The sequence below is a fragment of the Serratia sp. HMSC15F11 genome (assembly GCF_001808215.1).
Classification (GTDB): Bacteria; Pseudomonadota; Gammaproteobacteria; order Enterobacterales; family Enterobacteriaceae; genus Serratia; species Serratia nevei.
Window position 1 is genome coordinate 1 of the sequence record NZ_KV792461.1, and the last position, 13,637, is coordinate 13,637.

14 protein-coding genes are annotated in these 13,637 nt (G+C 63.4%); 5 read left to right on the forward strand and 9 right to left on the reverse strand.

The window, feature by feature from the left end; translation table 11 throughout:
• Window positions 1-47: 47 nt before the first annotated feature.
• Window positions 48-578: a M10 family metallopeptidase C-terminal domain-containing protein gene (locus HMPREF3138_RS12065; protein WP_049193415.1), complete on the reverse strand. Its 531-nt coding sequence runs from the start codon at window positions 576-578 to the stop codon at window positions 48-50.
• A gap of 602 nt (window positions 579-1,180) precedes the next feature.
• On the opposite strand from HMPREF3138_RS12065, the gene HMPREF3138_RS12070 reads away from it, so the two are divergent.
• Window positions 1,181-1,534: a protease inhibitor Inh/omp19 family protein gene (locus HMPREF3138_RS12070; RefSeq protein ID WP_038880671.1), complete on the forward strand. Its 354-nt coding sequence runs from the start codon at window positions 1,181-1,183 to the stop codon at window positions 1,532-1,534.
• A gap of 4 nt (window positions 1,535-1,538) precedes the next feature.
• Here the strand turns inward: HMPREF3138_RS12070 and HMPREF3138_RS12075 are convergent, their stop codons facing one another.
• Window positions 1,539-2,060 carry a chromate transporter gene (locus HMPREF3138_RS12075; RefSeq protein WP_033634482.1) on the reverse strand — a complete coding sequence of 174 codons (522 nt, stop codon included), beginning with the start codon at window positions 2,058-2,060 and terminating at the stop codon, window positions 1,539-1,541.
• On the reverse strand, window positions 2,057-2,623 hold the full coding sequence (locus HMPREF3138_RS12080; protein WP_038880669.1) for a chromate transporter: 567 nt from the start codon (window positions 2,621-2,623) through the stop codon (window positions 2,057-2,059). Before HMPREF3138_RS12080 ends, HMPREF3138_RS12075 begins: the two co-directional genes overlap by 4 nt.
• Window positions 2,624-2,726: 103 nt before the next feature.
• On the opposite strand from HMPREF3138_RS12080, the gene HMPREF3138_RS12085 reads away from it, so the two are divergent.
• Both HMPREF3138_RS12085 and HMPREF3138_RS12090 read left to right on the forward strand, forming a co-directional pair.
• Window positions 2,727-3,638: a LysR family transcriptional regulator gene (locus tag HMPREF3138_RS12085; protein WP_038880667.1), complete on the forward strand. Its 912-nt coding sequence runs from the start codon at window positions 2,727-2,729 to the stop codon at window positions 3,636-3,638.
• Window positions 3,639-3,927: 289 nt separating this feature from the next.
• On the forward strand, window positions 3,928-5,097 hold the full coding sequence (locus HMPREF3138_RS12090) for a cupin domain-containing protein (protein ID WP_038880665.1): 1,170 nt from the start codon (window positions 3,928-3,930) through the stop codon (window positions 5,095-5,097).
• 43 nt (window positions 5,098-5,140) lie between these two features.
• Here HMPREF3138_RS12090 and HMPREF3138_RS12095 read toward each other — a convergent pair whose 3' ends face one another.
• Window positions 5,141-6,061: an alpha/beta hydrolase gene (locus HMPREF3138_RS12095; protein ID WP_038880663.1), complete on the reverse strand. Its 921-nt coding sequence runs from the start codon at window positions 6,059-6,061 to the stop codon at window positions 5,141-5,143.
• 151 nt (window positions 6,062-6,212) lie between these two features.
• Between HMPREF3138_RS12095 and HMPREF3138_RS12100 the strand changes: the two genes are divergently transcribed.
• Window positions 6,213-7,124 (forward strand): LysR family transcriptional regulator, encoded by a 912-nt coding sequence (locus HMPREF3138_RS12100; RefSeq protein ID WP_080213345.1) that lies wholly within the window; start codon window positions 6,213-6,215, stop codon window positions 7,122-7,124.
• Window positions 7,125-7,147: 23 nt separating this feature from the next.
• On the opposite strand, the gene HMPREF3138_RS12105 is transcribed toward HMPREF3138_RS12100, so the two are convergent.
• The 5 genes from HMPREF3138_RS12105 to HMPREF3138_RS12125 all read right to left on the reverse strand — a co-directional run bounded on the left by HMPREF3138_RS12105 (window position 7,148) and on the right by HMPREF3138_RS12125 (window position 13,245).
• Window positions 7,148-8,452: a cytochrome c gene (locus HMPREF3138_RS12105; protein WP_038880661.1), complete on the reverse strand. Its 1,305-nt coding sequence runs from the start codon at window positions 8,450-8,452 to the stop codon at window positions 7,148-7,150.
• A gap of 11 nt (window positions 8,453-8,463) precedes the next feature.
• Window positions 8,464-8,922, reverse strand: coding sequence for a (2Fe-2S)-binding protein (locus HMPREF3138_RS12110; RefSeq protein WP_038880659.1), 459 nt, complete (start codon window positions 8,920-8,922; stop codon window positions 8,464-8,466).
• The gene (locus HMPREF3138_RS12115; protein ID WP_038880657.1) at window positions 8,922-11,144 is read right to left on the reverse strand and encodes a xanthine dehydrogenase family protein molybdopterin-binding subunit; all 2,223 of its coding nucleotides are present in this window, start codon (window positions 11,142-11,144) and stop codon (window positions 8,922-8,924) included. The genes HMPREF3138_RS12110 and HMPREF3138_RS12115 overlap by 1 nt, the downstream gene beginning before the upstream one ends.
• 201 nt (window positions 11,145-11,345) lie before the next feature.
• On the reverse strand, window positions 11,346-12,170 hold the full coding sequence (locus HMPREF3138_RS12120; protein ID WP_038880655.1) for a M55 family metallopeptidase: 825 nt from the start codon (window positions 12,168-12,170) through the stop codon (window positions 11,346-11,348).
• Between the two features lie 16 nt (window positions 12,171-12,186).
• Window positions 12,187-13,245, reverse strand: a complete 1,059-nt coding sequence (locus HMPREF3138_RS12125; RefSeq protein WP_038880653.1) for a P1 family peptidase — start codon at window positions 13,243-13,245, stop codon at window positions 12,187-12,189.
• Between the two features lie 182 nt (window positions 13,246-13,427).
• On the opposite strand from HMPREF3138_RS12125, the gene HMPREF3138_RS26715 reads away from it, so the two are divergent.
• Window positions 13,428-13,571 carry a hypothetical protein gene (locus HMPREF3138_RS26715; protein ID WP_155523180.1) on the forward strand — a complete coding sequence of 48 codons (144 nt, stop codon included), beginning with the start codon at window positions 13,428-13,430 and terminating at the stop codon, window positions 13,569-13,571.
• The last annotated feature ends 66 nt before the right edge of the window (window positions 13,572-13,637 follow it).

A 13,637-nucleotide genomic window follows, 5' to 3' on the forward strand; every position in this document is an offset into this window, starting at 1 on the left:
TCCCCGGTAAAGCGCGATGAACCTTTTTTCTTTCCCCTTCATCGCCCTCAGGCAAAAAGAATATCGCTCTGCTCCACCTGCCCGACCACGTGGATCTTGAAGTCGGCGGCATAGCTGTTGCTCTGGGTGTTCATCAGCAGATCGGTGGTGCCGTTGAAGGCGTCGAAGTTGAGCTGGATCTCGCCTTTCTGGCCGCTGAAGGCGCTGCCGCTGTCGATAAAGCGCAGCTCGCTCAGGCTGTTGTTGAAGCGCAGGCCGGAGAGATCGATCTTGTCGATGCCGTGCTCGAAGTCTTCAATCACGTCGAACGCCGCCACCGTGGACTCGGTCACGTTCGCCACGTCGGCTCGCGCCTGCATCGATTTCAGCGCCTGAGCCTGCGCCGCCTGAGTCAGCGGTTGCAGCCCCTTGTCGCCGTCACCGGTCTGGCCGATGCAGTTCAGCGCGCTCTGCGTCAGGAAGGAATAGGTCAGCGCCACCGGCTGGTGATACACCTGGTCGCCGTTGTGCGTCAGGCCCGGCCGCGTCAGCTGATCGGCGGCGCGGTCGAAGCTGAAGTTATCGCGGATTTTACCCAAATTATTAATCGCCGCCCCGCCGCGCTGGTTGCTGTACAGGTTGGCGTTGTCCAGCGTAAACAGCGCGCCGTAGCCCAGGGCTGCCGGGCTGGTGATAGTAAAACTGATAGTTATGATCGTTGGGGGGATGTGGCAGACAGGCTGGTGAACTCATCGTCATCTTGCAAAATGTCGTTGTGGCGACTGCGCATTGCATTCTCCTTTTACACACTAGGAATCCACTCGCTTTGTAAGACTATTCATCAGTCGTTCTAATCTAAGCCAAGGCTTCGGATTGACCAGTATAGTAATTAACCCCGACGGCGCGAGCCCACGCCGCCGCGCGTCTTCGCGCCGGGCGTTAAGACGGAAATAATCATAACGATTTGTATTAGCGCAGTATTAATGAGAGTGATAAGCGTATCGGTGGGCTAATGACTCGTCTTTTTGGGCACGTTATCGCCGGTTAGATCAGAATTATCGAGGATTAAAAAACCTAACCCTTCCCTCACCATCAGGATGGGTACATGCTAAAGTGTGAACGGACAGCCGAAAGGAGTGACCCGATGCCAGCCCATTACCTTACGCGCGCCTTGCGCCGCGCCAGCCTGACAGGAGTTGTTATGAGCGTATTGTGCAGCAGTGCCTTGGGCAGTTCACTGCCGTTGCTGGAACCCGCCGCGCTGAAGGGCGAGTGGCAGCTCGCCGCCATCGGCGACGGTAAAGCCGTCTGCAAGGTGCAACTGAGCGACGAAGCGGTAGCCAACACCAATGCCTTCCGCTTCAGCGCCTCCGCCGAGTGCCTGCAGCCGCTGGCGCTGCAAACGTTGCCGGTCGCCTGGCGGCCGACGCCGGACGGCATGACGCTGACCGACGCCGAAGGGAGCATGGTGGCGTTTCTGGCCCTGACCGCGCCGAAGCGCTATGAGTTGATCGATCGCGGCGGCCCTTCGCGCTTTGTGCTGATCCCGCGTTAATCCCTCAGGCGAACAGCAACCCGAGCAGCGCGCCACCCGCCAGCACCCACAGCGGATGGAGGCGCTTGCTCATGCTCAGCCCCGTCGCCAGCGCCACGATCGCCGCCAGCCGCCAGCTGGGTGCGGAAGCCTCGGCGATCAAGATACCGCTGGCCGCCACCAGCCCCACGGTCAGCGGCACCAGCCCGGCCTGCACGATGCGGCGCCACGGGCGATCCTTAAAGCGCCGCCAGGCGCCCATCACCAGCAGCGTGACAATGGAAGACGGCCCGAACTTGGCGACCGAAGAAACCAGCAGCCCCGCCCAGCCGGCCACGTGCCAGCCGACCAGCGGCACGATCATCATGTTCGGCCCCGGCGCGGCCTGCGCCATGGCGAACAGCGCGCTGAACTCCTGGGCGCTCATCCATTGATGCACCTCCACCACCTGCCGCTGCATTTCCGGCAGAATGGTCATACCGCCACCAAACGCCAGCAGAGAGAGCTCGGTGAAGATCAGCGCCAGCGCAATCAGAACCCCGCTCATGACGGCCACCGCCACATCAGCAGAATGCTCAGCGGCGCCAGCACCAGCATGGTCGGCAACAGCGGCAGGCGCAGCCAGGCGATGGCGATCAATGCCAGCGCCACGATCGCCAGCGCCGGCCATTTACCGCGCAGCGGCAGCAGCATCTTGATCCCGGTCGAGAGCAGCAGCCCGGCGGCGGCGGCGGCCAGCCCGGCGAACACATGCTGCACGTGGGGATCGTTTTGGAAGCGGGCGTAGACCACTCCCAGCCCCACCACGATCGCCGTCGGCGCACTGATGAGGCCCAGCAAGGCGCACAGCGCGCCGCGCAGCCCGCGAAACTCCATCCCCACCGCCACCGATAGGTTGATCACATTGCCGCCGGGCAGGAACTGGCACAGCCCGAGCAGCTCGGTGAACTGTTCACCGCTCAGCCAGCGCCGGCGCTCCACCAGCATGCTGCGCGCCAGCGGCAGCACGCCGCCGAAGCCAATCAGCCCCAGCCACAGAAAGCCCACAAACAGCGCCGCGTTGCCCGGCGCTGCCGCCGGGTGCGGTTTTAACGTATTGATATCTGACATGACATTGCCATTCCACATCGCTTGTTTTGATATCTGGTATCATGCGCGCCGCCGTGCCATGATGTCTAATGCATTCCGGAGCAACCAAAGATACCTTTGAGGTATGGCTATGATCGAACTGCGTCGCCTGCGGGCGTTCGTCACCGTGGTGGAAGAAGGCAACATCACCCGCGCCGCCGAGCGGCTGTTTATCCAGCAGCCGCCGCTCACCCGCCTGCTGCAGGGGCTGGAAGATGAACTGGGCGTCACCTTGTTGCAGCGCCTGCCGCGCGGCGTGCGCGTCACCGAAGCCGGCGGCATGCTGTTCGAAGAGGCCCGCGCCCTGCTGGCGCGCGCCGAACGGCTGCGCGAAGCGGTGCAGCGCGCCGCTCGCGGCGAGCAGGGGCACATCGCCATCGGCTTCACCAGCTCCGCCGCGCTGCACCCGTTCGTGCCCAACCTGCTGCGCCGCTACCGCGACATCCAGCCGGGCATCACTACCCAGCTGGAAGAAGCCGGCAGCGGCGAACTGATGGAGGCGTTGCTGGAACAGCGCCTCGACGCCGCCTTCGTGCGCTCGCCGGCCAGCGGCATTCCCGGCCTGAGCGTGGAGCCGGTGCTCAGCGAACCGATGATCGTCGCCCTGCCGCTGGGCCACCGACTGGCGCAACAAACGCAGCAGCCGCTGCCGCTGGCCGAACTGGCGCACGAGGCGTTTATTCTCTATCGCCGCCCGGCCGGCCAGGGGCTGTACGACGCCATCCTGGCCGCCTGCCACCGCGCCGGCTTCAGCCCGCGCATCGTACAGGAAGCGCCGCGCCTGCCGGCCACCCTCAGCCTGGTCGGCGCCGGGCTGGGGTTGTCAGTGGTGCCCGGCTCGATGCGGCGGCTGGGCGGCGACGGCATCGTCTATCGCACCCTCGCCGAAGAGGCACAGCTCAGCGCCCCGCTTTATCTGGCGCTGCGCCGCAGCCCGGCTTCGCCGATCGTCGAGCGGTTTCGTCAGCTGGTGCTGGAGACCGTGGGGGCGTCATAAAAAGCCCAAACGGCCAATAAAAAATGCCGTTCGTTTATTATTTATTTAAACCGGGCGGCGACTAAAATTAATTCCAATTAATGACTATTCAACTTCCGGGGAATTAATCAAACCCGCTCTCACGTAGTAACAAACGCAAACAAATAAGCGCCTACCCAATAAATTCCAGCCACTAGGATTTAAGGGTCACAGCCTGTTCCCGCCGATGACAAAAATCATTTCAATGGCGCTCGCGCCTTCCCTGTCGCCTGCCTCTGCGGGCGCACGGTTTTATGTTGGAGAAAACGCTATGCTATCGCGTCGTGATATATTGAAAGTCTCCGCCGTCAGCGCGGCCGCCGCCGGCATGATCGGCGGCATCGCTAAAAATGCCGCTGCCGACGACCATCGCAATATCGTGCCCCCCAGCAGCTATCAGCCGCCTGCTAATGCGCAGCATCTCTATAAGTACAAATTCACCGACAGCAAAAAACGCAGCCTGCCCAGCGGCTGGGCGCGCGAGGCCACCGTCGAGCAATTCCCGATCTCCGAAGGCGTAGCGGGCGTCGACATGACGCTGGAGCCGGGCGGCGTGCGTGAGCTGCACTGGCACGCCATCGCCGCCGAATGGGCGTTTATGCTGGAAGGCCATGCGCGCATCACCATCCTCGATCCCGAGGGCAAATGCGAAGTGGCGGATTTCGGGCCCGGCGACGTGTGGTATTTCCCAAAAGGCTACGGCCATTCCATTCAGGCGCTGGCGGACGGCGCGCATTTTATTCTGGCGTTCGATAACGGCCATTTCTCCGAATTCGGCACCTTCAGCATCACCGATTGGGTGGCGCATATGCCGAAAGAGGTATTGGAAAAAAGCGTCGACATGCCGGCGGCGGTATTTTCCAAGGCCAAACAGGGTGAAGCCTATATTGTTGGCGGCGCCGTTCCGCCCGCCTTACCATTGCCGAAAAACGACGGCGGATTAAATAACGCCCCGCTGACCCACCGCTATGAATTAATGAAGCAAAAGCCGTTCTTTGAAAATGACGCCGGCAGCGTACATTTGGTGTCATCGAAAGAATTTCCCATTTCCACCACCATGACCGGCATCATCGAGATCGTGAAACCCGGCGCGATCCGGGAATTGCACTGGCACCCCAATGCCAACGAATGGCAATACTATATTGCCGGTAAGGGCCGCATGACGGTGTTCAGCTCGCACGGCCACGCGCAGACGGAAGAGTACGCCCCTTCAGACGTCGGCTACGTGCCGCAGGGCTTCGGCCATTACATCGAGAACATCGGCGATGAGGATTTGAAGGTGCTGATCGTGATGGACAACGGCATTTATCAGGATATTTCGTTGTCCGACTGGCTGGCGAAAACCCCGGCCTACCTGCTGGCGGATAACTTCAACAATCAGGTTGAGGACTGGCAGGATCGGCCGAAAGACAAGCGGGTGATGTCGCGGCGCAGCCGCTGACGCCACGGCGAGGGAGAGACTCCCTCGCCCTCCGGCCTGCCGATTACAGCGTGGCTTTGAAGAACGGCACCAGCTTCTCCAGCGCCTGGGCTACCGGCTCCGGTTTGTCGTAGAGATCGTAATGCGACCAGCCTTCCACCACCACCAGCTCTTTGTGCTGCGATTTGGCGCGGCGCACGATCTCATAGCCGTCGCGCAACGCGCCGAACAGGCCGGGTTTGCTGCCGACGATCACCAGCAGCGGCTGGGTCAGCAGCACTTCCGCCAGGTGGAACGCATCCCACCCCACGGCTACCGCGTTATGGGAATACAGCGTCTTGTTTACGCCGTTCGGCTTCTCGCCGCGCGCCGTCCGGTAGTATTCCGTCGCCTCACGCAGATCGATATCGGCGCCGTCTTGTTGCGCCGCCTCAACGCTCGGGTACAGGCCTACGTCCACGCGCAACGCCGCGCCGCGCGCTTCTGCGGTGCGCTGCCGGGCAATATCCTCCAGAAAAACCACAGGATCGCCATTGGCCAACACGCCCTCGCGCATCACCCGGCCATAGTTGGCGCCGGTGATGGTCGCCACCGCTTTGATGCGCCGCTCCGTCATCGAAGCGTTGATGGCGTAACCGCCGCCGCCGCAGATGCCGAGCACGCCGATACGCTGGTCATCAACGTAATCCAGCGTCACCAGATAATCGGTCACGACGCGAAAATCTTCCACGCGCTGAGCGGGATCTTCGATAAAGCGCGGTTCGCCGCCGCTCTCGCCCTGGAAGCTGGCGTCGAACGCGATGACCACAAAGCCGGCTTTCGCCAGCGCCGCGCCATAGACATTGCCCGAGGTCTGCTCTTTGCAGCTGCCGATCGGGTGGGCGCTGATGATCGCCGGGTATTTTTTCCGCTCGTCGAAATCCGGCGGGAAATGAATATCCGCCGCGATGTCCCAATACTGACGCTTGATTTTGACCGTTTTCATCATGAGTTCCTCACAGGGTTGCTGGCTCGGGAAACGCGCTCGGCATCGCTTCCGCTGGGATAACGCTTACTTTAGATGCCGTATTGTTCTTTGAGAAGCACAGGGAATGGACTACAGTGTTAAGCTGTGGTTTACAATGCGGAGCATATCGATGGACCCTTCCCTGCTTCCCTCACTGGCGTGGTTCGCGCATATCGCGCAGCACCGCAGCTTTACCAAAGCGGCGGCTCACATGGGCGTTTCCCGCGCCGCGCTGTCGCAAAACCTGAAGGCGCTGGAAAAACAGCTGAACGTCAAGCTGCTCTACCGCACCACCCGCGATATGTCGCTCACGGAGGAAGGGCAACGCCTGCTCGAGGCCCTAGCCCCAGCCCTCAACGCGATCGAACACGCCGTCGGCACGCTGGAAGAGAGTCGCCACGAGCCGGCGGGGCTGCTGCGGATAAATGCCTCGCGCACGGCCGCCAAGCACTTTATCGAACCGCATGTCGGCGAATTTCTGGCGCGTTATCCCAGGCTTAAACTTGAGCTGGTGATGGACGACGGCATGGCCAGCATCATTTCCGAAGGCTACGATGCCGGCGTGCGGCTGGGTGAAAGCCTCGCCGAGCATATGGTGGCGATCCCCATCACCCCGCAGGTGGAACTGGTGGCGGTGGCCACGCCGCAATACCTCAGCCGTTACGGCACGCCCGCCACGCCGGCGGATCTGGTCAACCACAACTGCATCGCTTTTCGCCACGCAACGAGCGGCGCCATTTATCAATGGGAGTTTTCCACTATCGAGCGGCACGCGCGCCATACCTTTTCCGTCGAGCCGCAAGGCAGCATGATCACCAACGACGACGACGGCATGATCCGCGCCGCGTTGCAGCATGTCGGCATTATTCAGCACTTTGATTTCGCCGTGAAGGCGCTGGTGGAACGCGGTGAACTGGTGCGGATCCTGCAGCCCTGGTCGCAGCCGTTTCCCGGCTTCTACCTGTATATCCCCTCCCGTGAGCACATGTCTTCCAAGGTCAGGGCGCTGCTGGACTTTCTGGTCGAGAAGCGCGCAGGCTAAGCCGGCCCGCGCGCCGTATCACGCTACTGCTTGCGCTGCTCCGCCACCTGTTTGGCGGTGACTTTGCCCTGCTTATCGCCGAAGTGGCCGACCACAAAGTTGGCGACCGCCGCTACTTCCTCGTCGGAATAGGCGCTGCCGAACGCCGGCATCATTTCATGCCGATCGCCGATGCTGATGCTCGTCCCCTTCAGAATGGCCTGCACCACGCTGCGCCCCTGCGGATCGTTCACCGCCGTGCTGCCCACCAGCGACGCATACTCGCTCTGGCGGCCCGGCCCGTTCCACTGGTGGCAGCCGCTGCAGTCGTTAGCGAACACCCGCCGCCCGAGCGAACTGTCTTGCCCACCCGGCAGGATCGGCGTGGAGGCCCCCGCGCCCTTCGGCTGCAGGTTCACCGCCGCCGCGCCGTCGCCGGCGATCGGTTCGATATCGCGCAGGTATTTCACCAGCGCCAGATTGTCTTCCGGCGTCAGGAACTGCAGGCTGTTTTCCACCGCTTCCGCCATCGGGCCGGCGGCGCTGCTGCGCCCCGGCGCATGGCCGGTGGCCAGATATTGCGACAGCTGTTGGTCGCTCCAGCCGCCAATGCCGGTCTGCTTATCCGGCGTGATGTTGGCGGCGAACCAGCCCTGCACCACTTCACCGCTCAGGTGCTTGCTCTGGTTGAGGCCGAACCCCAGATTGCGCGGCGTGTGGCACTCGCCGCAGTGGCCCAGCGCCGTCGCCAGATAGGCGCCGCGGTTCCACTGCTCGTCTTTGTTGAGATCCGGCGCAAAGCGCTGCTCATGGAAGAACGCCAGGTTCCAGAATTTCATGCCCCAACGCTGGTTGAACGGGAACGACAGATCGTTTTGCGGGTTGGCCTGCTTCACCGGTGGCAGGCTGAACAGATAATCTTTGATCGCCAGCACGTCGTCGCGGCTCAGTTCGGTATACGAGGTGTACGGCATCGCCGGATACAGGTTGCCCTGCGGGCCAATGCCCTCACGCACCGCGCGCACGAACTGATCGTCGCTCCAGTTGCCGATGCCGGTCTCCTTGTCGGCGGTGATGTTGGTGCCGTAAATGGTGCCGAACGGCAGTTTGAAAGCGAAGCCGCCCGCATACGGCGTGCCGCCCGGCGCGGTGTGGCACGCCACGCAGTCGGCGGCGCGCGCCAGGTACTCGCCGCGCGCCAGTTTATCGGTGATGCCGGCCGGCGCCCCGGCGATCGGCGCCGCAGGCTCCGCGCCGGTGGGCCGCAGCAGCGTGTACAGCGCGTATCCTCCCGCCAACACCACCACGGCGATAATCAGCCATAACAGCCCTTTCAAGGCGTTGCTCATCGCATCTCTCCCTAACCCAACGCCTTGGCGGCCTGGTGGATGGCGGCGCGAATGCGCACATAGGTGGCGCAGCGGCAGACGTTGCCGCCCATCGCCGCGTCGATGTCCGCATCGCTCGGATCCTTGCTTTGCGCCAGCAGCGCGCTGGCGCTCATGATCTGGCCGGACTGGCAGTAGCCGCACTGCACCACATCCAGATCAAGCCAGGCTTCCTGCACCGCCTTGCCTTCCGGCGTGGCGCCCACGGCTTCGATGGTGGTGATTTTTTTGCCGACGGCGGCGGAGACCGGCGTCATGCACGATCGCACCGGCACACCGTCCAGATGCACGGTACAGGCGCCGCACATGGCGATGCCGCAGCCGAACTTGGTGCCGGTCAGGCCGGCTTCGTCACGCAAAAACCACAACAGCGGCATGTGCGGATCGCCCTCGAAGGTCAGCGGCTGCTCGTTTACGGTTAATTGAATCATCAGGTTCTCTCCTTGTCAGACGCCGGGTTCGCGGTAGGATTATGCAGCGGCAGGCTCAGCGAGGTGCGCGGCCGCCCGAGCAGCGCCAGCGCGTTGCCGACCGCCGGGGCGATGGTCGGCACCCCCAGCTCGCCCACGCCGGTCGGTTTCTCGCTCGAGGGCACGATGATCACCTCGATCTCCGGCATCTCATCGATGCGCAGCGGCCGGAAGTTATTGAAGTTGGACTGTTCGACCACGCCGTCTTTCAGCGTGATATTGCCGTACAGCGCCATGCTCAGGCCGTAGCCGATGCCGCCCTCGATCTGCGCGCGGATCACGTCGGGGTTCACCGCCACGCCGCAGTCCACCGCGCACCACACCTTGTGCACTTTCGGGATGCCGCCTTCGCCGATCGAGACCTCGGCCACCTGCGCCACATAGGTATCGAACGCCTTGGCGACGCCCACGCCGCGCGCGCGTCCGTCCACCACTTTCGCGCCCTGCCAGTCAGCGGCTTTCGCTACCGCGCGCAGCACGCCCGCCGCACGCGGCGCATCGCCCATCAGCGCCAGCCGCCCTTCGACCGGATCCTGCCCGGTTTCCTGCAACAGCTGATCGATAAAGCTCTCCACCGCGTGGCCGGTGTGGGTGCTGGCCACCGACCGCAGCGAGGTGGTCGGCACCTTGCCCGGCACGATGTGCGCATCGCAGCGGAAGGCTTCGAAGGTGTATGACACCTCGCTGGCGCCCTCGACCATCATCTGATCGAGGCCGTTGACCACCAGCGCATCCATCGCGCTGTGGCGCGTCCAGGAGTGGCCGACCACGGTATCGGTCCAGCCCACCACCTTGCCGCCGCGGATGGCGCCGCGCAGGCGGTGCAGGATCATCGGGCGATACCAGCCGTTGCGGATGTCGTCCTCACGCGTCCATACCACCTTCACGCCGTGGCCGGGGCCGATGCCCTTGGCCGCCGCCGCCATGTCTGCCGCCAGATCCGGCCCCAGCGTCGGGTTGCCTAAATCGATGCGCCGGCCGAAGCTGCCGCCCGCCAGAATGGTTTCAATCTGCACCTTGTCCGGCGGCAACTCGAACAGATCGCACAGCTGCTTGTGATCGAGCGTTTGGATTTGGCAGCCGTAGCGCGCCTTGACGCTCTCGCCGTCCCAGAACAGATAGCCGTCCAGCGGCTCCATCGGCGCGTGGGCGACATAGGGGAAGGTGTATTCGGCCTCGATCACCTTGTCGGCCTTGTCGAACACCTCGTCCGGCTTACCGAGACTCTTCGCCACCACGCCGGTTTTCTGCGCCACCTGACGGAATTCGGCGTAGATCTCCTCGGTGTTGCGCCGTTCGGCCTGCGCGTCGTCCCACGTCACCTTCAGCCGCTCCCGCCCCTGGATCGCCGCCCAGGTGTTTTTGGCGTAAACCGCCACGCCGGTGGCGATTTGCTTCACCGCCACCACCCCCGGCACCGCCAGCGCCCGTTCGGCATCGAAGGTCGCCACCTTGCCGCCGAAGCGCGGCGGCTTCTTGATGGTGACGGTCAACATGTCCGGTTCGTGGATATCCTGCGAGAACTGCGCGCTGCCGTTGGTTTTCGCCAGCGAATCGACGCGGTGCAGGCCGCGCGTTTTGCCGATCAGGGTGAAATTGGCCGGATCCTTCAGCGTCAGGCTGGCGGGATCGGGCGGCGGCAGCGTGGCGGCCAGCGCGGCGAACTCGCCGAAGCCCGCCTCGCGCCCGCTGGCGGCATGGCGGATCTTGCCTGCCTGCACGGTAATTTCCTGCGCCGAGGTTTTCCAACTCTGTGCGGCGGCCTGCACCAGCAGCGCGCGCGCCATGGCGCCCATGCGCCGCATCTGCTCATAAGCATTGGCCACCGAGCTGGAACCGCCGGTGCCCTGGAATCCGAAGGTCAGGTTTTTGTAGATATTGGTGTCCACCGGCGCGGCGACGACCCGTACCTGCGCCCAGTCGGCATCGAGCTCTTCGGCGACCAGCGTCGCCATGCCGGTATAGACCCCCTGGCCCACTTCGGTGTGTTTACTGATCACGGTGACGACGCCGTCGGCGCCGATCTGAACGAAGGCGTTGGCGTCAAACGCCGCCGCGCCGGAGGCGGCCGGGGCAGCCGAACGCGCCAGCGCGCCGGTGGACGGCAGATAGGCGCCGATCACCAACGCCCCGGCGCCGACGATAAACCGCCGCCGCGAAAGCGGAACTTGGGATATGCTCATTGCTCATGACTCCAAAAAAGCCGAAGGCGTCACTGCCTTCGGCGAAACAAATCTTGTTATGGGAATGGCTTGGCGCGCCCGTCAGGTGATATAGCGCAACAGAGCAATAATTAGCGTAGCCTATTATCCAGTAGGCTTAATGTTGAAGAGGGATTTTCTATTGGAAAAACGTGCGATGCGGGCAGGAAACCCGCACCGGAGTCAGTTCTGCGTCGTCGCCAGATAGGAGAAGACGCTGAGCAGGTTGATTTGCGCCGCCATGTTGTCGCTGTCGAAGGTCACGGTCAGCGCGTCCTGGCGCTGCACGCCGGGCACCAGGCTGAACAAGTCCGCCAGCACCGGTTTGGCCGCCATCAGCGTCAGCCGATAAGGCGGCATGAAGCGGCGTTCCACCGGCAGCTTCCTGCCCTGGCGCACCTGTTGCATCGCCCGTTCGCGGATCTCGGCGCGCGCCCGCTGCGGGCTGAGCGATTCGGCGGCGGTTTGCGAGATGGCACGCTTCACGCACACATAGCCAGACTGAGGATAACGTTCAGCAATCCAGCGTTGCAGCTCGTCGTCACCGCTCACCAGCCACAGCGGCACGTTCAATTCGGCCGCCGCCGCTGCATACAGATCGCTTTCACCCACCGTTTCGCCGTTCAGGCTGACGCGGTAAAAGGCCCGGCCGTTGATGGTGTGCGCCAGCACGCCATGTTCACCGGCAGCGCTGTGGTAGCCGATAAACATCAGGCCGTCGTAGCGTTGGTGTTGCAGCCCTTCCACCATCGACAGCCCGCGCGGTTTGCCCTGCACCAGCCGCGCGCGCCCATCGATGCGATCGGCGCGCAGGTTCTGCATCATGGCGTGGCTGTCGGCCACCGTCACCTCGGTGGCCCCGCCGGCGAAAGCGCCGTCGATGGCAGCGTTGACCTCCTGTTCCATCAGTTCACGCGCCGCCGCATAGTCGGCGTGGGCCGGGTTGCACTGCTCCGGCCGCATCACGCCGGCAATACCTTCGATATCCGCAGAGATAAAGACCTTCACATCACACTCCCGTTATTTAATTTGCCGCCGCCAGCCGATCGAGCAGCGGGCCCAGCGCTGCGCGCGCATGCTGCTGGAAGCCGCTGACGCCTTCGGCGCTCAGCAACGCATCCAGCACCGCGTATTCGGTGGCGTCCGCCGCCGCCGCAAAAAGCGGCTCCAGCCTTTCGTCCGGTAGCGTGGCTCCCAGCAACCGGGTGGAAAACGCCAGCGCGATATCGCCGGAGCCATGCCCCCAATGGCTACCCACCCGCCCCAGGCCCGCGCCCGCTCTGCGGGCGATGCGGTTCAGCTGGCGACTGTCCAGCGCCCGATCGCAGGCGATGATGATAATGACCGAGCCGGCGTCCACCTGCGGCGGCGGATCCGCCAACAGCTTGCCCAGCGCCGGGCCAACGCGCACGCCGCTCAGCGTCAGCGAGTCGAGGGTACCGAAGTTGGCCAGCACCAGCACGCCGAGCATGGTGCCTAATCCCGGGCAATAGCGCGAGGCGGTGCCAATGCCGCCCTTCAGGCCGAAGCTGCTCATGCCGCGCCCGGCGCCGACGCTGCCGCGCGCAAAGCGGGTTGAATGGTTATCCAGCGCGCTGAAGACGTGCTCCTCACGCACCGCCATCGCCTGAATATCGTTGAGGTAGCCGTCGTTGCACTCCAGTACCAACGGGTTGATGGTGGCGCTGCCGCGGCCGATCTGCGGGTAGCGCAGGCAGCTGCGCCGCACCATGGCGTTGAACAGCGTGCCGACGGCGAAGGTGTTGCTCAGCAGAATAGGCGTCTGCAACTCCCCCAGCTCATTCAATTGCACCAATCCCAGCGGCTTGGCGAAGCCGTTGAGCACCGCGCTGCCGCACGGCAGCGGCTGGTTGAACAGATCGCCCGGCGGCACGATGGCGGTGACGCCGGTCTGGCATTCGCCGTCGGCCAAAGTGTGATGCCCGACGCTGACGCCCGGCACGTCGCACAGGCTGTCGGTCGGCCCGGCCGGATAGCGCGCGCCCGGCAGGCGGCGATGGCGCCGCCAATAGCTCAGCAGATTGTCGAGGCTTTGTTGTTCAAACACCTGGCTGTCTGTCATGGTTCCCTCATCTGCCGTTAGCCCATCAGAAAACCAGAATATCGCGCAATGCGCCGCGCCGTAAATTGAAAACCAAAGCGGGCAGAAAAAATAGCCTGGCCCCATCACCGTTCATTGCCTGCACGACTTTTTTGCCGCCTCTACGGCCAGGGCGACGCCGCTATCGAGTGAAACAACGGGGGTTGAAAACGTGCAAGCGCTGCGAACTCACGCACGGCAAAGGCAGAGGCATCGCCCACGGCGGGTATGAAGAACGGGAGAGCAAAATCGGCGAAGGCATCCTCTCCGGCATACAGGAGACCATTTGGGTTGGCTCGCTGGCCTGAGCCTTATTGGGGGTTTAGCGGGCAGTCGTAACCGAAACGGTGTTAGCAGCCAGTGCCGCCGGTGAT